We start from the raw sequence: 21,780 nt of genomic DNA, 5'->3' as shown, positions 1-21,780 counted from the left end.
GCAATCATGCTGACCGAATACACCGCCCCCGGATACATCGACGTCCGCGACAACGAAAGCCTTTACTCCCTACTCGAACAACGCATTGCCCGCACCGGCGAATATACCACCATCGCCATGCGCAAAACCGGACCAGGCCAATGGCAGGACATCACCGCCGGCGAATTCCACCGACTCGTCCTCGCCACCGCCAAAGGCTTCATCGCTTTCGGCATCAAATCTGGCGACACCGTATCCATCTTCTCGGCAACCCGACTCGAATGGGGCGTCATCGACTTCGCCCTCGCCGCCATCGGCGCCGTCAACGTACCCATATACGACACGGACTCCGCATCTCAAGCCCAACGCATCCTTATCGATGCGGACGTCAAGCTTGTCATCACGGACAATCGGGAACGTTACGACCGGATCGATTCCATCGCCGACCACTGCCCTGCGCTCAACCGTATCCTCATGATGGACGCCAATGCGCTCGGAGCCCTCGAAGGACTCGGCATCGCCGTGTCCGACGAAGAATTACGCGAGCGCATCGACAACGTACATGCCGACGACCTTGCCACCATCGTCTACACATCAGGTTCGACCGGCGAACCCAAGGGCGTGGAACTGAGCCACCGCAACTTCCTGTGGATCGTCCGCGGCGGCTACGCCTGCCTGCCGGAAATCGTGCGCGACTACAATCCGCGACTGCTGCTTTTCCTGCCACTTGCCCACTGCTTCGCCCGATACATTCAATACGTCTCCATCGGTTCGGACACCGGCGTCGTGGGCTATCTGCCAGACACCAGCTCGCTGCTACCCGACCTGCGTTCCTTCAAACCCACGTATCTGCTCGGCGTGCCGCGCGTGTTCGAAAAGGTATACAATGCCGCTTCGCGCAAAGCAGGAACCGGTATGAAGGGACGGATTTTCGCGCAAGCCACCCGAGCGGCACGCGAATGGTCCAAAACGCAACATCGCGGCGAAAAACCAACCCGCAACCAAATCGCGCAACGCGCCATGTACGAGGCAACCGTATACCGCACGATACGCGGCGCACTCGGCCCCAACATTCAATACGTGGCCTGCGGCGGCGCACCGCTGAACCCGGAACTCGCACACTTCTTCTGCGGCATCGGCCTGCCCATGATCCAAGGGTACGGTCTCACCGAAACTGCGGCGCCATTCACCGTGACGCGCGTACACGACAATCCCATCGGCAGCGTCGGCCAATGCGCTCCCGGCGGCTCGGTGCGCATCGCTCCCGACGGTGAAGTGCAGGTCCGCGGCGACAACGTGTTCCTCGGCTACCATAACCTGCCCGAAAAAACCGCCGAAGTCATGACCGACGATGGCTGGTTCCGCACCGGCGACCTCGGCACGCTCGACGACGAAGGGCACCTCACCATCACCGGACGCAAAAAAGACATCATCATTACCGCCGGCGGCAAAAACGTGTCCCCCATCGGACTCGAACACGAAATCGTGGAATGTCCCATCATCGAACATGCGGTCGTCGTCGGCGACAACAAGCCCTTTATCGGAGCGCTGGTCACCCTCGACCCCGAAGGCCTTGCCGCCTGGCTGCCCACGCAGCGAATCGCCAGCGACCTGAGCTTGGCCGAAGCCGCGCGATTGCCCGAAGTCCACGAGGAAATCCAACGCTTCATCGACCGCGCCAACGCCACCGTCTCCCGCGCGGAATCGGTACGTAAATTCGTGGTGCTCGACGAACAATTCAGCCAGGAAAACCATTGCCTGACCCCATCGATGAAAATCGTGCGCCCGAAAGTCAACAGCGTATTCGCCGACGTCATCAACCATCAACTGTATGCGAGCGTCGGATAACAAGACAACCGACGTCCATTAACGCGCAACTCAGGTGCTGTTGGAATCCAAGCGCGATTCCGGCAGCACCTTTCGCAATTCCACCGCTCGACTTCCGCCTTGTGTCGCCATAGGTCAACCTTCAACAGCACCGCGCTCCTCCCGCGCAATGCCATGCGGCGTCATGCCCCCGCAGACCACACTGATGCAACACGCAATATCATACCGTTGCCCAAAAAACAAGTAGTGACTTTTGCCACGATACCTCGTAGGCTACCGCATGACACTGTAACATACCGATCAATACGCAAGGACTCCGATGAACGCGCATACCGAACAACATCTATCGCCCAGCAGCCCGCAACGACTGACTCCACGCGACGCCATTACCATCGGCATATACACCGTTCTCTATTTCGTGCTCATTGCCATTGGCGCGGTGGTCACCCATCTACTGCCATTTGGACTTCCCTTCATGGGCGCGGTCGCAGGCGTACTAGGAGGAGTGCCTTACCTTCTTATCCTCATGAAAATACGGCGTTTTGGCGCACTCACCATCATGGGCCTGCTGTTGGCCCTCATTATGGGACTGATGCACGGCAACCTGCTCACCCTCGCCACCGCTTTAGTCGCCAGTAGTGCCGCCGACGCCCTCGCACGTGTGGGAAGCTATCGATCGCACCGACTGAACATCGCATCCGCCGCCGTGTTCAACCTTTGGAACATCGGCATGTTCCTACCGTTCTATATTGGCCGCGACGATTACCTAACCTCGCTGGCCGCCAAACACAACCTCGCCTATGCACAACGATTGGCAGGTCTGTTCCCCTTATGGTCGCTGCCGGTACTCATTGTGCTGGGTCTGCTCGGGGGCTTCATCGGAGGCGTTGTCGCCCATGCCATGATTCGACGGCACTTCCGTCGCGCCGGACTGGTGTGACATGCGTTTTTTCTCCGGTCACAGTTCATCGCCAAACGGCCGAACCCCACGGCGGTTACATGTCGACCCACGTACCAAGATATTGCTAACCTGCACCGTGGGCTGCTCATGCTTGATGCTACTGGGAGGCTATGGCCCCACAGGATCGACTATTCGCATTGTCTTGGCAGCTGCTCCAGCGATATTATTGGCACTGACTTCCCATTGGCGTATATCCGCGGCCTATTGCATGGGCTATGCAGGTTGCCTTGCGCTTAGTGCGCTCATATTGCCCCATCTCGATGGCATCCTTGGCTGGATTTGGTTTGCCAGCGCCGGGATAATCACACAAATGCTACCCGGGCTGATGAGTGCTTACTGGATATGCAGTACAACCACACTCAGCGAATTCATAGCGGCCATGCAACGCATGCGGCTATCTTCAATACTCATCGTTGCCTTCGCCGTCATGATTCGTTTCTTTCCGACAGTTGTCGCCGAGCAACATGCCATCCATGACGCCATGACCATGCGTGGCGTCCGATGGGGAGGAGGCAAAGCATCACGCATGCTGGACTATCGGATTATGCCTTTGGCAACCAACACCATACGCATGGCAGACACCACCGCTCAGGCCGCGCTCACGCGCGGTTTGGGCGCATCGAACACGCGCACAAGCATAGCCCGCATCGGATTCGGCCCGTACGATGCGGCGATCATACTGTTCTGCTGCGGCTGCGCGTTAAGCTGGCTTGCCGTGGCCTGGGGAGTGCTGCCGTGACATTGTCTTCCACCGCAACATCACCAACACCACATGTCATCGCCAAGCCCCCCGTCGTCACGCTATCGCACGTGTCGATACGCTATGCCGGCAACAACACTACGACAGTTAACGACATCACCGGCGAAATTCACCCTGGAACCGTTACTCTGCTGTGCGGCGATTCAGGCTGCGGCAAAACCACGCTTATTCGTGCGATCAATGGGCTGGTTCCCCACTATTACGACACCGACCTCACGGGCAGTCTCACGGTCTGCGGCGAGCAAACACACCATATTGGCATTGATACGCTTGCCCGGCATGTTGGCTCGGTATTTCAGCATCCCGGACGTCAGTGCTTCACTACCACCGTCCGCGACGAGTTGGCATTTGCGTGCGAGAATTTCGCTATACCTCCGGAACAGATTCGCACACGCGTAGCCCGCACACTCAACGATTTCGATCTACAACATGTCGCACATCGGCATCCTGCGATGTTGAGCGGAGGCCAACAACAACGGGTTGCGTGCGCCGCGGCAAGTTTGCATGAACCGGAAGTTATCGTCATGGACGAACCAAGCAGCAATCTTGACGCCGCATCCATCCACCAATTACGTGGTATCGTCGCACGATGGAAACAACAGGGATACGCCATCGTTATCGCAGAACACCGTTTGTATTGGTTGGACGGATTGATAGATACTGCGTGGTACATGCGCGACGGAAGCATACTGCACCGCTACACCGGCGAGCAGCTGCACGCCTTGCCCGTCGAACAACGCAAGGCATTAGGATTGCGCCCCACGACTGTCGCGGATATGCTAGCGTTGCCGCACGTCACCCAGACACACATCGACGATGAATACCCCTACGACGAGCAACCAACTTCATCGCCTCACCTTCACCGCCCATTAACCGATGCATGGACGTTCGACGGCGCTCGCTACACTTACCGCCATTCGACAACGCCAGCATTGGATATCCGTCATATCGCATTGCTCCCCGGCACCATCACTGCGATCGTCGGCGGCAATGGTGCCGGCAAAACCACATTCGCGCGATGCCTGCAAGGGTTGGATGCACGTTGTCAAGGTGTGCTGCACTCGCCCCAAGGACATGCGTATCGTCGCAAGCAGCGATTACGACAATGCTTTACCGTGTTGCAGGATACCTCTCGCGAATTGTTCACTCCCTCCGTGGTAGAAGAGATATTAGTGGCACAACCACGCGAGCGCGAGCAGGACGCATACGCCATACTGCAAGCATTGGACCTCGAAAGCATGGCACATCATCACCCCATGTCATTGTCCGGAGGTCAACAACAACGCGTGGCAATTGGCGCAGCACTGGCATGTGAGCGACCGATCATCATCGTGGACGAGCCCACGAGCGGATTGGATATGCGGCACATGCGCCAGGTGGCGCAATTATTGCGCTGGACAGCACAGCAGGGACGCACAGTAGTGGTCATTACGCACGACGCTGAGTTTGCTTTATGCGCCTGCGACCGGGCGGTTATGGTGCGCGATGGTTCCGTCACCGATGATTTTCCGCTGGACAACGAAGGACGGCAGCGGCTTCTCGACCTGTTGCTTGGCTAACGTTTCCACATATGCACGCATGAGATATGGCAACGGCGGTCTCGCATACTGTTGCGAGACCGCCATATCAACTGTTGCGTCGACGCCACAAGAAGCCTCCGGTATTGCCGACAGTTACGCGCCGCCTTACGCGGTTGACGCCTATCCACCCGGAGCACTTCCTCAATGATGGCTGGCGGCCGCCGCACCAACGTGTCTTGTACGGCGGCCTGCGAGCATCAGTGCTTGTTGTTCAGACGATGGTAGACTTCCGCGACTTCGAGATCCTTCTCGAATTGACGTGCCGTCGTGTGCTCATCGATGACGGCCAGTTCGACGCCGGCAATGCGAGCGAAGTCTTCCCATGCTTCGCGTCCCACCGTGGTGGTCATGCAAGTGTGGTGCGCGGCACCGGCACGCAGCCAGCATTCGGCGGACACCTTCAGGCTGGGCTGCGGCTCCCACAGCGCACGGGCGGTGGGCAGGTTCGGCAGTTCCTGGTCGGGTTCGACCACATCCACCACGTTCATCACCAGACGGAAACGTTCGCGCACATCGGACATGGCGACGACGACCGCACCCCTCTTGGGCGTGGCGGTGAACACCAGACGAACCGGGTCTTCCTTGCCGCCGATGCCCAAAGGATGAATTTCCAGTTTCGCCTTGCCGTCGCTCTTGAGCGAGGGCGAGACTTCCAGCATGTGCGCGCCAAGGATCTTCTCCCTACCAGGCACGAAATTGTACGAGTAGTCTTCCATCAGCGAGCAGCCGCCTTCGAGGCCGTAGCCCATCACGTTGCCGATGCGCACGAGCACGGAGGTCTTCCAATCGCCTTCCGCGGAGAAGCCGTAGCCGTCTGCCATCAGACGCTGCGCACCGACGCCGGGCAACTGACGCAGCGTACCCAGATCTTCAAAGTTATCGACGCAAGCGGTGGCACCGACCTTCTCGAGGAAGTTGCGCATACCGGCTTCTTCACGGGCCGCGACTTTCAGATCGTCGAGACGCTCGCCGAGCAGTTCGGGCGCCACGTCGTATTCTTCCTTGTATTCTTCGATCAGCGCATTCACTTGCTCGTCGCTGACGGCGTTGACTTCCTCGACCAGCTCATTGACCGGCCAGGTGTTGATGGAAGCGCCGAACACGCGCTCCGCTTCGGTTTTGTCGCCCTCGGTAACGGCCACGTTGCGCATATTGTCGCCCCAACGCACCACCTTCATGGTGTTGGCCGCATCCCAACCGGCGCAGGCGCGAGCCCACGTGCCGATGCGTTCGGCAACTTCCGGATCGGTGTAATGGCCAACGACAACCTTGCGGGCGATGCCCAGACGGGTCACGATGTAGCCGAATTCACGGTCGCCGTGGGCGGCCTGGTTGAGGTTCATGAAGTCCATGTCCATCGTCTGCCACGGAATCTCCAGATGATGCTGGGTGTTGAGCTGCAGCAGCGGCTTCTTAAGCTGCTCAAGGCCGCGAATCCACATCTTGGCGGGCGAGAACGTATGCATCCATGCCACCACGCCGATGCACTGCTTGGAGGCGGAGGCTTCGACCATGAAGTCCTTGATGGAGTCGGAATCCTTCAACGTGGGCTTGAGCACGAGGGTGACCGGAATCTTACCGGAAGCGTTCAGCGCGTCGCAGATATCCTTGGACTGCTCGGCGACCTGACGCAGCGTCTCCTCGCCGTACAGATCCTGCGAGCCGACGGCGAACCAAAGTTCCTTGCCTGCAAACGGATTGGCCATGACCATGATTGTTCCTCACTTCTGTGATTGATGTCGTCGTCGATTGGCAGCCACTGCTGTTGTGGCCGCCCGCCGACGTGGGTGTTTGATTGGATTGTTGGTAAGTGTTGGGAGCTTCGGCCGCTGCCGGAAAACCAGCCCGGCCATTACGCCAGCGCTGTCAGCACGGGTCAGTGCTGGCCGTACACGTTCTGATAGCGGTAGTTGAGACGGTCGATATCTTCCTGCGGAATCGGAATGATCTCACCGAGCTGGCGAGCCGCCCACATGGTGTGCGCCACCTCTTCGGTCAACGCCGCAGCCTTCACGGCCGACTCCGCATCCTTGCCGATGGTGAACGGCCCATGATTCTGCATGAGCACGGCCGGAGACTTCGGATACCGCTTCAACGTTTCCACCACGCCTTCGCCGATGGCTTCGGAACCGATGAGGCGGAACGGGCCGACCGGCACGGGACCGCCGAACTCATCGCCCATCATCGTCAGCCCGCAGGGAATGTTCTGGCCGGTCGCCGCCCACGCGGTGGCATACGTCGAATGCGTGTGCACCACGCCGTACACGTCCGGCATGTGACGGTAGATGTAGCAGTGCGAGGCGGTGTCGGACGAGGGGGCTTCCGCTCCGTCCACCACGTTGCCGTCCAGATCGCACACCACCATCGATGACGGGGTCAGATGCTCGTAGCGCACGCCGGAAGGCTTGATGACCATTAGGTCGGCGCTGCGCAGACGCTGTGAGACATTGCCCGCTGTCCACACCACGAGGTTCCACTTGATGAGCTGATCGTGCAGCGAAGCCACCACTTCGCGCACCTGCTTGACTTCCGCCCGTACTTCGGGGCCAAAATCAGCCAACGTTGCCATGTGTTGTTCCTTTCCATAATGGCGTCGCCGAGCGGCGCCTGGGTGTGCGGCAACGCCGTGTCACGTTGCCATTTTGCTGGTTGTTCGGTTAGCGTGCGTCCAAATCGATGGCGGCGATGGCGGCGCGTTCGATCGACAGGCCACGCTGGAATCGTGCGAAGAAATCTTCAAAACCGGCCACATCGGTTGGGTCGGGGGTTTCCGTGGTTGATTCGGCGTCGGCGAACACCCGTTCATCGAGATAATCCGCCAGCGCGGTGTCGGCGTGGAACAGGTAATCGGCCAGTACGGCCATGCCCCACGCCCCACCTTCGGCCGCAGTGCTCATCACCTTGATCGGGGTGTTGAATGCGGCGGCGAGGATCTTCTGCGCCACCTTGGGCGTGGTGAAGATACCGCCGTGACCGACCAGCGAATCCACGCGCACTTGCTCGTCCTTGGTCATGACGTCCATGCCAATTTTGACCGGGCAGAATGCCGAGAACAACTGCGCACGCATGAAATTCGGCAGGGTCATGGCGCTTTCCGGCCCACGCGCGAACACGGGACGCCCCTCTTCCAAACCGGCCAGGAATTCTCCCGAATAGAAGCAGTAGTTCAGCAGTCCACCCGCGTTGGCATCCGCTTCCGGTGCGATGGCCATACGGAACAGCGTGCCGTAGAGCGTGCCGACATCAAGGTGTTGGCCGGTTGCTTCGCTGAACTGCCCGAAGAGGCGCACCCAAGCGTTGAGGTCGGAGGTGAAATTATTGGCGTGGCTCATGCCCGCCAAGTCGCCGGCGGGAGTCGTGACGACATCCACTTCCGGGTGCAGTCGTTCAAGCTTGCGCTCCAATACCACCATGCCGAAAATCGACGTGCCTGCGGACACGTTGCCGGTGCGCACGCGCACGGAATTGGTGGCCACCATGCCAGTGCCCGCGTCGCCTTCGGGCGGAGCCAGCGGGATGCCCGCCTGCAATGTGCCGGTGGGATCGATGAGTTTGGCACCGGCTTCGGTAAGCGTACCGGCGTCTTGCCCTGCAACCAGCGGTTCGGGCAAGAGGTCTTCGATGCGCCACGGCTGCGCGGCGACTTCGGGCAGGGCGCTGAATTGCGCAAGCAGTTCACGCTCGTAGCCATGCGTGGCCGGATCAATGGGGAACATGCCGGAGGCATCGCCCACACCCAACACCTTGCGGCCGGTCAGCCGCCAATGCACATAACCTGCCAATGTGGTGAAGAATGCCACGTTTGGCACATGCGCCTCTTGGTTGAGGATGCACTGGTACAGATGGGCGATCGACCATCGTTCGGGAATATTGTATTGGAACAGCTCGCTGAGCTTTTCATGTGCCTCATGCGTATTGCTGTTGCGCCACGTGCGGAACGGCACCAGGAGCTCATCGTTCTTGTCAAAGGCGAGATAGCCATGCATCATGGCCGAAAATCCGATGGCGCCCACACGGGTCAGCGGTTCGCCATATGCGGTGGACACGTCATGGGCCAGCGAAGCGTAGGCATCCTGCAGGCCCGCCCACACTTCTTCCAACGGATACGTCCACAACCCATTGTCCAGATGGTTTTCCCAAGCATGATCGCCGGCCGCTATGGTGCGGTAGGTGTCGTCGATCAGCACCGCCTTGATGCGCGTCGAGCCGAACTCAATGCCCAGCGCGGTTTTCCCGGCACGGATCTTTTCCGCTATGGCGGCCACTTGTTGCGAGGTTTCCTGCTGCACTCCCATTGCGTTGCACTCCTTGAAACGGGCATCCGCCATGGTCGCCCATGGCGGTCAAGCGCTTGCTTTCCACGGCCATCGTGTGAAACTGTTAGCGCTCACATCTAACGGAACAACATTGTACCCACGACATCACCGGAACACAACATCGCCGTGTCATCCAGCATTATCGCGTATGAAATCGGTTCACAGACCCGATATCAGACACTCAGAATAACGGCTACCTATCAAAGAGTCGCCCATACACGACGCCCATCGAACAGTCAGCCATAAAGACCGTCCACAAAGGCCGCCTATCGAATCGTCACCCTGCCCAGAGACGCACGCTTCACCACGTCCGCAGGAATCAGCCCCACACCATGCCGGCTGCCAACAAACACCGGCTCGGGCGCCTCCCCCAGCAAATGCAACACCTGACGCATGGCCGCCACGCCCAACTGCGCAAAATCCGGCCGCACCGTCGTCAACGGCACGAACAGATTATCCATCGCCGGCATGTCATCAAACCCAACCAAGCCCACATCTTGCCCCACACGCACGCCATGCTCATGCAAGGCACGCGCCACGCCAACCGCCAAACCATCGTTCGCACACACCACCACCGACGGCAACGCCACACCGCGCCGACCATACTCCTCCAACACATGATTCATCCGCGCATACGCCTCGCCAGAATCCCATGACGAGCACCGCACCGAATTCGAATGCATATGCAGCCGCGCACAGGACGCCTTCCACGCATCCGCACGAGTACGAGCATCACGCCACTCCATAGGACCGGCGAAATACAAGGCCTCACGATGTCCATATTCGGCAATCAACGCCGACAATCCTTCAACCGCACCCCACTGATCGATACCCACCGCAGCAACCTTGGCCCGATCCAGCCGACGCATACGCGCCAATCCCTCGCGCATGCTCATCGAACCATGTGTCGCCGTCACCACCACGCGCGGCTTATTCACCTTCACTTGGCAGGCGGCGGCGAACATGGCATCCGTCGGCGTAAGGAAAATGAACGCATCCACATTCTGCTCGCTGAACGCGTCGCACAGTTGCGCGAACTCCTCTTGCGTACACGACGCGTCATGCACCATCGACACCGACATGAACAACCCATGCGACCTCGCCATATCCTCAATGGACGCAATCGCCGAAATCGGACCGAAAAAACGCAAACCACCAGCGATAAGACCGATGGTGCGAGAACGCCGGGACGCCAAGGCACGCGCGGAATTGCTGGGATGATAATCCAACTCCCGTATGGCAGCCTCCACTTTGGCGCGAGTCGCCGCGGAGACGTCCGGCGAATCGTTGATGACGCGGGACACGGTTTGATGGCTCACGCCCGCAAGCTTGGCCACCTCAAACATTGAGGGTCGCTTATTCACTCGTTTCACCGCCATACCGTGCTCCTCGACTCTTGCCTATGCTCACATGGTCGCCTTTACGCCAGTATATCCAAGCTAAAGGTGTGAGCGCTCACCAATGATTCACATTGGTGCTGCGGGATGGGCAGGGCTGCGGGATGGGCAGGGCTGCGGGGTGGGAGATGCTGCGGGGTGGGAGATGCTGCGGGACGAGGCCGTGGGGCAAAGTGTGTGTGTTCGGCATCGATGGCAATCCCAAGAGGATAAGTGCGTGTTCGGCATCGATGGCGAACCGCGTCCGAAGGTGTGTGTTTACACCATTGTTAGGAGCTGGCTTGTGTGTGTTTACGACACTCCACGACCAAAAGTGCGTGTTTATGCCACTCCTACAAGCCCAAACCGGTCTCCACCAGTGTGGAAAACACACACCTTCCGAGTACGGGTACGGCACATGCACAGTTCCACGCCCGCCCCGATACCGAAAAACACACACCATTCGCGCGCGAGGGGTCGGATCGGGACGCGGAATGGGAACGGCAGGGACTGGCTGGGCAGGAGTGCGGGAAAGGCTAATTGATAACTGGCCGGGCGGGAGCTCCGGAGGTCAAAGGTTAGAAGTCGGGGGTAGACGGCTCTGACGATCTGGGTGCAAGTTGGGTGGGCGGGAGAACGCGCTTACAGGGCAAAGTGTGTGTTCGGCATCGATGGCAATCCCAAGAGGATAAGTATGTGTTCGGCATCGATGGCGAGCCACGGACGAAGGTGTGTGTTTACACCATTGTTAGGAGCTGGTTCGTGTGTGTTTACGACACTCCACGACCAAAAGTGCATGTTTACAACACCACTACAGGTTCAAACCGGCCTCTTCTAGTGTGGGAAACACACACCTTCCGAGTATGGGCGCGGCATATGAACAGTTCCACACCCGCCCCGATACCGAAAACACACACCAATGGCGCGAGGTCTGTGACGACACTCCATTCAGCATGCGCGAAACGCGCATCAATCCCCAACGAACGTCACATAACACCATGGCGATGATGCCGACCCTATCAAGATCAAACATCATCACCACCCACGACGCAACACATGAATCAAACCCGCGTCACACAGACGGTTCGCCGCTCAAGCGACGCAACATCGCTTCAAACCGCGGCCAATCCGTGCGCATCGCCGTCAGCAACTTGCGGTTGGGCACATCCTCAATCGGCACCCACGCGATTTCCATGCTTTCGTCGTCATTGGCACGCGGTTGCACGCGATGTCCCGGCTTCTCCACCGCAAACACCGTGGTGTACGCCCAATTGCCATGATCCTCGCGATACGTGCCGCGCACTTCAATGTCATCAGGCGTGATGTTCGCCTCCTCGAAACTTTCGCGTAGCGCCCCCTCGATGGGATTCTCGCCGTCCGCCGTAGCGCCGCCGGGAATACCCCAGGTACCGCCTTCGGCACTCCACATGGCGCGATGCTGCATCACCACATGCGTCACCTCGCCGGACTGCTCGTCACGACGCGCCAACAGCACGCCGGAGGCGCCGTTCAGCCCCCAATGTTTGCGCCCGCAATGACAATCCACCCAACCGTCTCCCGGCTGATGCACATTCTCCTTCGGCGGTTCGATATGCGCCGCATGATTCGCCACACCCTGCGCTTTGCTCTCTTCGCTCTGTTCCGGCAAGGTGTTCCACAAATCCGGCCATGCCACACCAAGCTGCCCCACCAACTGGCGCAGCAACGGCAAACTCACGCCCACCACACCATGCGGATCGCCTTCGATACCATCGATGAAAGCGCCGCCGAAACCTTCCAACGTAAACGATCCAGCGACTTCCAACGGCTCGCCCGTCGCCACATACCGCTCGATGTCATCATCCGAATACGCGGCAAAATGCACCAACGCCCGGCTGGCATCGCTCACCATACGATCGGTAGCCAAATCGATGACACAATGTCCCGTCCACAATTCGCCGGTGGCGCCACGCATCTGATGCAACCGTTCACGCGCCACCTCAACCGTATGAGGCTTGCCATAGCACTGCCCATCAAGCATGAACATGGAATCGCAGCCCACAATCAGCGGACCGGTCGCATGATCGCGCAAACCACCGCGCATCGCCGACGACTCACCAATCAACTCATGCTCGAGCGGCACCTGCACTCCGGAAAAATCCCGGGTCACATCGCTTGACACTCCTTGCGCCTCACGCGAAGCCTCCGCCTCCTGCACCGAATCCACCGATTCGGCACGCAACGGCCACGCCGTCACCTGTTCGCCGCAAGCCGCAGCCGCGGTATGCGCCACCTGCCGATATGCCTCATGCACCGCCTGCGCCTTGGCCTGCGCCAATATCATCACCCGTTGGCGCACGGTCAGCTCGTCTACGCCGATCCCCTCTCGTTCGGCGGCCTGCCGCAACGCCGCAGGCTCATCCACATGCGACACCCGAATCGTGGGACACACTCCCGCCGTATTCAGCAGTGCTCGCCGCGACGGCGATTTCGAAGCAAGAATCACCGGAATCGACATATCAGACCCTTTCCACTTGCACGCCCTGATGATCAATATCCATCGGCAATATGCGCCAACGCTCGCTGGCAAGCTCCTCACGCACCACGGCTTGCATATCCGCGTAAGCATCGCCGTGATGCAGCACCAATACGCACGGCCCCGCACCAGACACCATGGCGGCATACCCGTGCTCCCGCAACGTTTCGATCACCCGCCACGACGATGCCATCAGCGCACTGCGATACGGCTGATGCAGCCAATCCTGGGTGGCCGCATACAGCAATGCGTTGCCCCGCTCCAGCATAGCCCGCTCATCCGGCGCATCACATGGCGCATCGGCTGATGCTCCGGCGAACACTCCGGCCGCCTGCATCGTCAGACCCATAGCGGCAGGCAACAACGCCACACGCGACACATTCGCCACCGCATCCGCATACGGCACTTTCGCCGGCAACGCCGCACGCGCCTTGGCGGTAGACAACTCCACATCCGGCACCAACACACACGCCGTCAATGTAGGCGACACCGGATAGCGCACCGTATGGAAACCGCCCGGCAGCACGCCGCCGCCAGCCACACCAATCGACCCCACGCCTTCCGGCAAGGCCTGATTCCATGAGACCGTCAAGCCCCCATACACGGCAGGCGCCACATTATCCGGATGGCCTTCCATTTGCGCGGCCAGCGCAAATATCGCGTCACGACGCAGCTCCCCCGGATGTGCGAACGCAGCGGCGGCACTCATGCCCGCAACGATAGCCTCCGCCGACGAACCAAGCCCACGCGCCTGCGGAATACGATTCGTGGCATGCATCCGCACCCCCATGGCCGGAACACCGAACGTAGCGCATGCCTTGCGGAACGCAGCCACCACCATATTGGTTTCATCGCGCGGCAGCGTATGCTCGCCCTCGCCCACAATCTCCACATGCGCCGAGGTATCCCGCTCATCGTCGCACAGCGTGACCACCAACTCGTCGTAATGGCACAAGGCCACGCCCACAGCGTCAAAGCCCGCACCGAGATTGGCACTGGTCGCCGGCACCCGCACCTTCACCTGTCGAGGTAGCGCTGTCATATCCGTTCCTTTCCTTGGCGAAACGCCCATACTCACAGATCCAGCACGCGCAGCACCGACGGCGTACCCGTCACACACTCCAACCGGCACACCGCCTCCACGGTGCGCCGCAGCGTCTCCTCATCGCAACGATGCGTCACCACCCGCAACTGCTGCAACTCGCCCGAATACCCAGGGTCATGCAACGTCGGCTTCAAATCCTGATTCACCCCGTTAATGGACACGCCGTAGTTGGCGAACTCCTCGGCCACCGCCGCCAGAACCCCCGGCTGATCATGAATCAGGAAACGCACCGCGAACACCGCTTCGTCCGGTTCGCTCACCAACGTGCACTTCCGATATAACGGCATAATCGGCCCTCGGCAGCCTTGCGCCGTGTGTCGCGCTTCGGTGACGATGTCACCCACCACCGCCGAAGCCGTCGGCGCACCCCCCGCACCGCGGCCATAGAACATCAGCTCGTCCGCTGCTTCGGCTTTGACAAACACCGCGTTGAAACTGCCTCGCACGGACGCCAACGGATGAGCTTCGTCAATCAACGCCGGATACACGCGCGCAGACACTCGTCCCTCACGTTCCTCAACCACCGCCAGCAGCTTCACCACCTTGTGCTCGGCACTGGCCGCAGCAATATCATCCGCCGTAATGGCCGTGATGCCTTCAACATGAATATCATCAATCCCCACGGGCATATGGAACGCCAACGTCGCCATAATCGCCGCCTTGTTGGCCGCATCATAGCCTTCGACATCGCCGCTGGGGTCGGCTTCGGCATAGCCGCGCTCCTGGGCGTCGCGCAGCGCCTCGTCAAAACCCAAACCCTTCGTAGTCATCTCATCAAGAATGTAATTGGTGGTGCCGTTGACAATCCCCACAATCCGCGTGATATGGTCACCCACCAACGATCCACGCAACGGGCGAATAATCGGAATCGCACCGCCGACCGACGCTTCCGCGTACAGGTCAACGCCACATGATTCCGCCAATGCATATAGTTCCGGCCCAAACTTAGCCAGCAACGCCTTATTCGCCGTCACCACCGACGCCCCGTGGCGCATTGCCTCACACACCAGCGTGCGAGCCGGTTCCAAACCACCAATCAATTCCACGACAATATCGGCCTTGCCGCACAAGCCCATCGCATCATCGGTCAGCAGCGCACGATCAATCCATGGCGCATCCACCCGTTCGGGGTGCCGGCACGCCACACCCACCACACTGACCGGGCGGCCAATACGTTCGGTCAGCTCCGCACGCTGCTCCACCAACAACCGCACCACCTGCGACCCGACCGTACCCGCGCCCAATACAGCGACACGAATCGGCGCACACGCCGAAGCGTCGCCATGCGCGCAAGTATCGAACCGTGCTTGTGTGCTTTCCCTAACGTCGTCGGTCACCGGCGTTCCTTTCCTCGATCTCAGCCAGCCATGCATGTCAGACCACCACGCATCCAACAATGTTCAACTTGCCACTACACGGATCCGGCTGCATGCGTGTTGCCGTACTCGCACCCTGGTGCAACTTCTACCCTACATGCTACGCGGCGGCATATCACCGCAACAGTATGTGTCCGTGTCGCGGGACGACGATATCCGCACCTCACATCGCCCTCCAACGATGACAAAGCCCCGCCGAACCTCACGATTCGGCGGGGCTTGTCGTAGCAGACGCATCACTTGGCGACGATGACGCCCACCTTGTCATTGGCCTTAACCGGCGCAGCCGGATTCACGGTCATGGATTCGACCTTATCGGGGTTGGTGAACGCCACGATAATATCGGTGGCCTTGCCAGCCGCCTTGATCGCATCCCAATCGGCAATGGCAACCAACGTACCCTGCTCCAGCCGCTGATCCTTCTCCACCTTCACCTCAAAGGGGCCGCCCTTGAGCTCGACCGTGTCGACGCCCATGTGCAGCAACACTTCCAAACCGGAATCGGTGATAATGGTCACCGCATGCTGGGTCGGGAATACACTCGCCACCTTACCGGCGATCGGCGCATATACCTCACGACCGGTCGGCTTAACCGCGTATCCGTCGCCCAAAATCTTCGAGGCGAACGTATCGTCGGGAACCTGCTCGATTGGCTCAAGCTCGCCGTCCGCCACGGCGTACAATGCCTCGCCGCGTTCTTCGGCCTTATCCGTTCCCAACAACTTTGAGAAGAATCCCATGGTTAGTATCTCCTTTATCGAGCGTCTTACTTGGCGCTACGAATCTTCTGGATTGCATCGTCGACGAACTGCACGTCCGTGCCAACGATGACCTGAATGTTGTGATCATCGATCACGTTGACGGCAGGCACACCGGTCGCCTTGATGGCAGCCGAGTTCACCTTACCCATGTCCTTGACGACCACACGCAGACGAGTGGTGCAGAAGTCCACGGAATCAACGTTATCGTCACCGCCGAGGGCAGCGTAAATCTTCTTGGCCTTGACGGTATACGCATCGTTGGAAGCGCCGGACGGAGCCGCAGCAACTTCCTCAGCGACACCGGCAACATCCTCGGTGTCAGCACCAGCAGGCTCACGACCCGGCGTCATCAGGTTGAACTTCTTGATCGCGAAATCAAACACGAAGAAGTAGATGACGGCCATAACCAAACCCTGAACAATCAACATCCACGGCTGACGTGCGCTCGAAGACGGCCACGCCAAGATGAAGTCCACGAAACCAGCGGAGAAGTTGAAGCCGGAAGCCCAGTGCATCGCGGCAGCGAACGCCAGCGACAAACCGGTCAGCACCGCATGCACCACATACAGCGGGAAGGCCACGAACATGAAGGAGAACTCCAGCGGTTCGGTCACGCCAGTGAAGAATGCGGCCACACCGGCGGCCAACATGATGGAGCCGATAGCCTTCTTGCGCTCAGGACGAGCATTGCGGTAGATGGCATATGCGCCAGCCGGCAAGCCGAACATCATGACCGGGAAGAAGCCGGCCTGATACATACCCGGATAATAACCGGCGACATCCACCGGGCTGCCCTGATAGTTGGCACCCTGCCAGAAACGAGCGATATCGTCGATGCCAGCGATGTTAAACCAGAACACATTGTTCAATGCGTGATGCAGGCCAGTCGGAATGAGCAGACGGTTGAAGAAACCATAGATGCCGGCACCGATCGGGCCCAGGCTCATGATGAGCTCGCCGAATGCGGTGAGCCAGCCAAAGACGATCGGCCACACAAACAGCAGGATGACCGAAACCACAGCCATGAAGGCCACGGTCAGGATCGGAACCAGACGCTTGCCGCTGAAGAAGCTCAAGGCGGCAGGCAGCTTGACCGTGTGGAACTTGTTGTACACGGCAGCAGCAATCAAGCCGGTGATGATGCCAACGAACACGTTGCCGTTGTTCATCTTGGCGAACGCATTGGCCGCGGTTTCCGCAAGCTTCGTGGAATCAGCCAGGCCTTGGAACTTCGCAACCGAATCCGGCGTCAACAGGGTCATCGGGGTCAAGAAGCCCACCAGACCGGCCAGCGCGGAGGCACCGTCATGGTCGCGGGACATGCCGTAAGCCAAACCAACGGCAAAGAGGATGCCCAGGTTGTTCAGGACTGCGCCACCAGCCTGGGACAGGAACGTGGAAACCGGGTCGCCGCCAGTGAAGCTGGCAATCCAGTTACCGATACCTACAAATACTGCAGCCGCGGGCAAGCAAGCCACGGGCAACATCAGCGAGCGGCCGACGTTTTGGATATACTCCTTAGCCTTCATGCCGTCTCTCCCTTCATGATCTTATAACGAAAATCCGCCATGATATCGTCACCGATACCATGCGGACAGCTAACAGTAACGAGTTGTGTCCGCATCGACGCATCAACATTTCATTATTGTAAGCTTTCTTAATTATAGGAGACTAGCCCCATGCATGGATGCACTGGCACGAGAAAACGTTTACGGCAAGCGTAAAGCCTTGTCACAACTATGAACACGCCGTTACAGCAACACACATAGCCACACAACATCTGTGCCATAATGTTGACGATATCAAGATAATGGCAAGCTTTCAAGCATATCCGAGGTTAATTAACCCTGCCTATCGACGCAAGGTCAACGCACAAAAACACAACTCACCCGAGATCGTACGACAACAAATCTTCAATCGTTTGACGGCGCAACATCACCCATGCGCTATCATCGTCGACCCCCACCACCGCGGGAATCAACACCTGATTGTAATTGCTCGCCATCGTGCGCCCGTACGCGCCAGTCACCGGAATCGCCAATACATCGCCACGGCGAATATCGGCGGGCAGCCAACACTCGTGCACTACGATATCGCCAGATTCACAATGCATGCCCACCACACGCACCGGCACCAGCGAGTCATCGCCACAACGGTTCGCCAGCAATGCGGCATATCGCGCACCATACAATGCCGGACGAATGTTATCACTCATGCCGCCGTCCACCGACACGTATACACGACGGTCAATGGGGGTGCCATCATCCAGCGTTGTTCCAATAGGCATATCAACCGGCTTCACCGTCCCCACGCGATACAACGTCACTCCCGCCGGAGCCACAATCCAGCGTCCAGGCTCAAACGAGATCACCGGCATAGGCATTCCCAACACACGGTTCACCTCGCCAACCGCATCTGCCAAACGACGCAGCTGTGCCGCCACATCCATCGCGTCCTCACCATCCGTATATGCCACCGAATAGCCGCCGCCCAGATCAACTTCCGGCAACGTGATGCCCTGCGTGGCATACACCGTGCGCCGTAGTAGCATCATACGCTTAGCCGCTTCGATGAATGCTTCGGCATCATGAATCTGCGAGCCGATATGCGAATGAATGCCGACCAACTCCACATCATCGCGATACGACGCAATGACGCGCAACACGTCGTGCGCCTGCCCGTTCGCCACCACGCTCATTGCTTGCGCCAGAGCGGCATCATTGACCAACCCATCGGCACTCCCCGCCCCCAAGGCTTCATCAATCATCGCCAATTGCGACGCCGTAACCTGCGCCGGCAACAGGGGCAGCCCAAACTTCTGATCCTCATGCGCAGTAGAAATATACTCATGCCCGCCAGCGTGAACGCCAGACGTTACTCGCACCATAACCTTCGCGCGTTTGCCCAGCCGCCTGGCGATACGGGCGATCCGCTCCGGTTCATCCGGTGAATCCACCACGATTTTGGCGAATCCACGCGCAATTGCCAGCTCGATTTCTTCATCGGACTTATTGTTGCCATGCAGCACCAAACGGCGCCCTGGCGCGCCAGCAGCCAGCGCAATGCGCATCTCGCCCATGGAACAGGTATCCACCAGCAATCCCTCGTCCACCACCGCACGCACCACAGCTTTGGTCAACAAAGCTTTACCGGCAAAGCTCACATGTGTGGTAGTCGTTGCAAAAGCCTGAGTTGCATACTGCCTAAACAGCCGCGCACGCTCCCGCACCTGTGCCATATCCACCACATACAGCGGCGAGCCGAACTCGTCAAGCAAACTCGTGGCGGTACGACCGCGCAACGTCAATTCGCCGTGTTCGTTGCGAACCGCACCAGAGGGCCATATGGACGAGAGCGAAGCACCCATTATGTATACCTTTCCAGTAGGGCTGCCTTCCGAAGTCGGTATTACATTCTGTCGGGAGCAGCCACACCCAACAGGTCGAGGCCGGCTGCGATCACCGTACGCACCGCGTCGTTGAGCTTAAGACGAGCCGCAGCACGCGCGGGCTCAGGACATTTGGCTACACGCAGCGTCTCACGCTCGACTGTATCCAAACGCTCCTCCGGATCGGTCAGCTGCATCGGAACCACGCGCTCGACGTTGTACCACTTGTGATAGGCAGCCGCCAAATCCTCCAGATAATGCGCAATACGATGGGGCGCGCGCAAATCACCCGCCTGAACCAATGTCGAATTCCACTGTGCCAACGCCGCCAGCACTTCGCCATCCGCCACGGTATCCAGCAAGCTCATATCCGCACCCTCGTAAGTGATGCCGGCTTGCGCGGCATTGCGATCCACATTGCAGGAACGGGCGTGCGCATATTGCACATAGTACACCGGATTTTCGTTGGAATGGGAGGCCAGCAAGTTCAGGTCGATATCGACGCTGGAATTGTAATCCGTCCGCGCCAGCGAGTAACGCGCAGCATCCACACCCACGGCATCGACCAAATCATCAATAGTCACGACGTTGCCCGCACGTTTCGACATGCGTACGGCTTTGCCATCCTTCATCACATTGACCATCTGTCCGATAAGAATCTGCATATTCGTGCCCGGCTTGTCGCCAAAGGCGGCGCACATCGCCATCATGCGGCCAATATAGCCGTGATGATCGGCACCCAGCATGTAAATCGCCACATCGGCAGGATCATTCGCACGGTGACGCTTGTTGCGATAGTAAGCGATATCCGCGGCGAAATACGCATAGTTACCGTCAGACTTGATGATGACACGGTCCTTGTCGTCGCCGTGCTTCGTGGACTCAAACCAAGTCGCGCCATCCTTCTCATAGATATCGCCGCGCTCGCGCAAATCGGCAATGGCCTTGTCCACTTCCCCCTCGTCATACAGGCTGTTCTCGTGGAACCACACGTCAAAGTCCACGCGGAAATCCTTCATGGACTGGCGAATCTCCGCGAACATCATCGGCACCGCACGCTTACGGAACTCCTCACGCTGTCGCGAATCACCCTCACCCAACGGCTCGCCATCCTTGTCCACGCCGTCATTGACGCGCGGCAACGCCAAAATATCGAGGCCATCAGCCTTGGCCTGTTCGATCACGCGGGAAGCGATCTCATCAATATACGCACCCTTGTAGCCGTCCACCGGAGCCTCTTCGCCGTGCGCGGCGGCCACCAGCGACTTGGCGAAACGATTAATCTGCTCGCCGTGATCATTGAAATAGTATTCACGCACCACCTTGGCGCCGTTGGCTTCCAGCACACGCGCCATGGCATCACCCACAGCCGCCCAACGCGTGCCGCCGATATGAATCGGGCCAGTGGGATTGGCTGATACGAATTCCAAGTTCAGTGTCTCCCCGCCCAAATGCGCGTTGCGACCAACCTGAGTGCCTTCCTTAAGCACCACGTCAACTACCGCGGCGGCGCAAGCAGAATCCAATACGATATTGATGAAGCCAGGACCGGCAACCTCAACCGAAGCGATGCCCTCGGCATTCTCAAGTGCCTCAGCGAACAGCTGCGCGAATTCGCGCGGGTTCATGCCAGCCTTCTTCGCCAACTGCATGGCAGCGTTGGAGGCCCAATCGCCGTGCGCACGATCCTTGGGACGCATAACAGCGAACTTGTCAACGGGAGGAATCATATCCTCGCTCAACGAACCCGCTTTGCCGGATGCGGCCAACTCATGCGCAATGCCGGCAATCAATTCACTCAACGCTTCAGGACTCATGTCACACCTATTCTCATTC

At 59.0% G+C, this 21,780-nt stretch carries 15 protein-coding genes; 4 read left to right on the top strand and 11 right to left on the bottom strand.

Features of this window, described 5'->3' with window-relative positions:
• Positions 1-6: 6 nt before the first annotated feature.
• From AC1AWK_RS01020 to AC1AWK_RS01005, 4 genes are all read left to right on the top strand, one after another.
• On the top strand, positions 7-1,827 hold the full coding sequence (locus AC1AWK_RS01020; RefSeq protein WP_476567462.1) for an AMP-dependent synthetase/ligase: 1,821 nt from the start codon (positions 7-9) through the stop codon (positions 1,825-1,827).
• 298 nt (positions 1,828-2,125) lie between these two features.
• A complete protein-coding gene (locus tag AC1AWK_RS01015; protein ID WP_476567461.1) occupies positions 2,126-2,746 on the top strand; it encodes an MptD family putative ECF transporter S component in 621 nt (206 codons plus the stop codon).
• A 1-nt stretch (position 2,747) separates the two neighbouring features.
• Positions 2,748-3,506 (top strand): energy-coupling factor transporter transmembrane component T, encoded by a 759-nt coding sequence (locus tag AC1AWK_RS01010; protein WP_476567460.1) that lies wholly within the window; start codon positions 2,748-2,750, stop codon positions 3,504-3,506.
• Positions 3,503-5,086, top strand: a complete 1,584-nt coding sequence (locus tag AC1AWK_RS01005) for an ABC transporter ATP-binding protein (protein WP_476567459.1) — start codon at positions 3,503-3,505, stop codon at positions 5,084-5,086. Before AC1AWK_RS01010 ends, AC1AWK_RS01005 begins: the two co-directional genes overlap by 4 nt.
• A gap of 218 nt (positions 5,087-5,304) precedes the next feature.
• On the opposite strand, the gene araA is transcribed toward AC1AWK_RS01005, so the two are convergent.
• The 11 genes from araA to argS form a co-directional block, all read right to left on the bottom strand.
• The gene (gene araA / locus AC1AWK_RS01000; RefSeq protein ID WP_476567458.1) at positions 5,305-6,819 is read right to left on the bottom strand and encodes an L-arabinose isomerase; all 1,515 of its coding nucleotides are present in this window, start codon (positions 6,817-6,819) and stop codon (positions 5,305-5,307) included.
• A 164-nt stretch (positions 6,820-6,983) separates the two neighbouring features.
• Positions 6,984-7,676: an L-ribulose-5-phosphate 4-epimerase gene (locus tag AC1AWK_RS00995; protein ID WP_476567457.1), complete on the bottom strand. Its 693-nt coding sequence runs from the start codon at positions 7,674-7,676 to the stop codon at positions 6,984-6,986.
• Positions 7,677-7,764: 88 nt separating this feature from the next.
• On the bottom strand, positions 7,765-9,402 hold the full coding sequence (locus AC1AWK_RS00990; RefSeq protein WP_476567456.1) for a xylulokinase: 1,638 nt from the start codon (positions 9,400-9,402) through the stop codon (positions 7,765-7,767).
• Between the two features lie 287 nt (positions 9,403-9,689).
• Positions 9,690-10,802, bottom strand: a complete 1,113-nt coding sequence (locus AC1AWK_RS00985) for a LacI family DNA-binding transcriptional regulator (protein WP_476567455.1) — start codon at positions 10,800-10,802, stop codon at positions 9,690-9,692.
• 1,069 nt (positions 10,803-11,871) lie between these two features.
• Positions 11,872-13,296 carry a Maf family protein gene (locus AC1AWK_RS00980; protein WP_476567454.1) on the bottom strand — a complete coding sequence of 475 codons (1,425 nt, stop codon included), beginning with the start codon at positions 13,294-13,296 and terminating at the stop codon, positions 11,872-11,874.
• 1 nt (position 13,297) lies between these two features.
• On the bottom strand, positions 13,298-14,356 hold the full coding sequence (gene thrB, locus AC1AWK_RS00975) for a homoserine kinase (protein WP_476567453.1): 1,059 nt from the start codon (positions 14,354-14,356) through the stop codon (positions 13,298-13,300).
• A 32-nt stretch (positions 14,357-14,388) separates the two neighbouring features.
• Entirely contained in the window at positions 14,389-15,756 is a 1,368-nt protein-coding gene (locus AC1AWK_RS00970; protein WP_476567452.1) for a homoserine dehydrogenase, read from the bottom strand.
• A gap of 275 nt (positions 15,757-16,031) precedes the next feature.
• Positions 16,032-16,535: a PTS sugar transporter subunit IIA gene (locus AC1AWK_RS00965; RefSeq protein ID WP_476567451.1), complete on the bottom strand. Its 504-nt coding sequence runs from the start codon at positions 16,533-16,535 to the stop codon at positions 16,032-16,034.
• A gap of 26 nt (positions 16,536-16,561) precedes the next feature.
• Positions 16,562-18,085, bottom strand: coding sequence for an N-acetylglucosamine-specific PTS transporter subunit IIBC (nagE, locus tag AC1AWK_RS00960; protein ID WP_476567450.1), 1,524 nt, complete (start codon positions 18,083-18,085; stop codon positions 16,562-16,564).
• A 356-nt stretch (positions 18,086-18,441) separates the two neighbouring features.
• On the bottom strand, positions 18,442-19,923 hold the full coding sequence (locus AC1AWK_RS00955) for a diaminopimelate decarboxylase family protein (RefSeq protein WP_476567449.1): 1,482 nt from the start codon (positions 19,921-19,923) through the stop codon (positions 18,442-18,444).
• 41 nt (positions 19,924-19,964) lie between these two features.
• Complete coding sequence (gene argS, locus AC1AWK_RS00950; protein ID WP_476567448.1) at positions 19,965-21,761, bottom strand: arginine--tRNA ligase; 1,797 nt, start codon at positions 21,759-21,761, stop codon at positions 19,965-19,967.
• Positions 21,762-21,780: the final 19 nt, after the last annotated feature.

This window comes from Bifidobacterium sp. LH_491 (assembly GCF_056356495.1).
Note: the sequence above shows the minus strand (reverse complement) of the source record. Positions and strands in the feature narration are given on the sequence as shown.

Bases quoted from the DNA above. Each gene is read 5' to 3' on its own strand.
- AC1AWK_RS01020 (WP_476567462.1), top strand. From the start codon at position 7: ATGCTGACCGAATACACCGCCCCCGGATACATCGACGTCCGCGACAAC.
- AC1AWK_RS01015 (WP_476567461.1), top strand. From the start codon at position 2,126: ATGAACGCGCATACCGAACAACATCTATCGCCCAGCAGCCCGCAACGA.
- AC1AWK_RS01010 (WP_476567460.1), top strand. From the start codon at position 2,748: ATGCGTTTTTTCTCCGGTCACAGTTCATCGCCAAACGGCCGAACCCCA.
- araA (WP_476567458.1), bottom strand. From the start codon at position 6,819: ATGGTCATGGCCAATCCGTTTGCAGGCAAGGAACTTTGGTTCGCCGTC.
- AC1AWK_RS00995 (WP_476567457.1), bottom strand. From the start codon at position 7,676: ATGGCAACGTTGGCTGATTTTGGCCCCGAAGTACGGGCGGAAGTCAAG.
- AC1AWK_RS00990 (WP_476567456.1), bottom strand. From the start codon at position 9,402: ATGGGAGTGCAGCAGGAAACCTCGCAACAAGTGGCCGCCATAGCGGAA.
- AC1AWK_RS00985 (WP_476567455.1), bottom strand. From the start codon at position 10,802: ATGGCGGTGAAACGAGTGAATAAGCGACCCTCAATGTTTGAGGTGGCC.
- AC1AWK_RS00980 (WP_476567454.1), bottom strand. From the start codon at position 13,296: ATGTCGATTCCGGTGATTCTTGCTTCGAAATCGCCGTCGCGGCGAGCA.
- thrB (WP_476567453.1), bottom strand. From the start codon at position 14,356: ATGACAGCGCTACCTCGACAGGTGAAGGTGCGGGTGCCGGCGACCAGT.
- AC1AWK_RS00965 (WP_476567451.1), bottom strand. From the start codon at position 16,535: ATGGGATTCTTCTCAAAGTTGTTGGGAACGGATAAGGCCGAAGAACGC.
- nagE (WP_476567450.1), bottom strand. From the start codon at position 18,085: ATGAAGGCTAAGGAGTATATCCAAAACGTCGGCCGCTCGCTGATGTTG.
- AC1AWK_RS00955 (WP_476567449.1), bottom strand. From the start codon at position 19,923: ATGGGTGCTTCGCTCTCGTCCATATGGCCCTCTGGTGCGGTTCGCAAC.
- argS (WP_476567448.1), bottom strand. From the start codon at position 21,761: ATGAGTCCTGAAGCGTTGAGTGAATTGATTGCCGGCATTGCGCATGAG.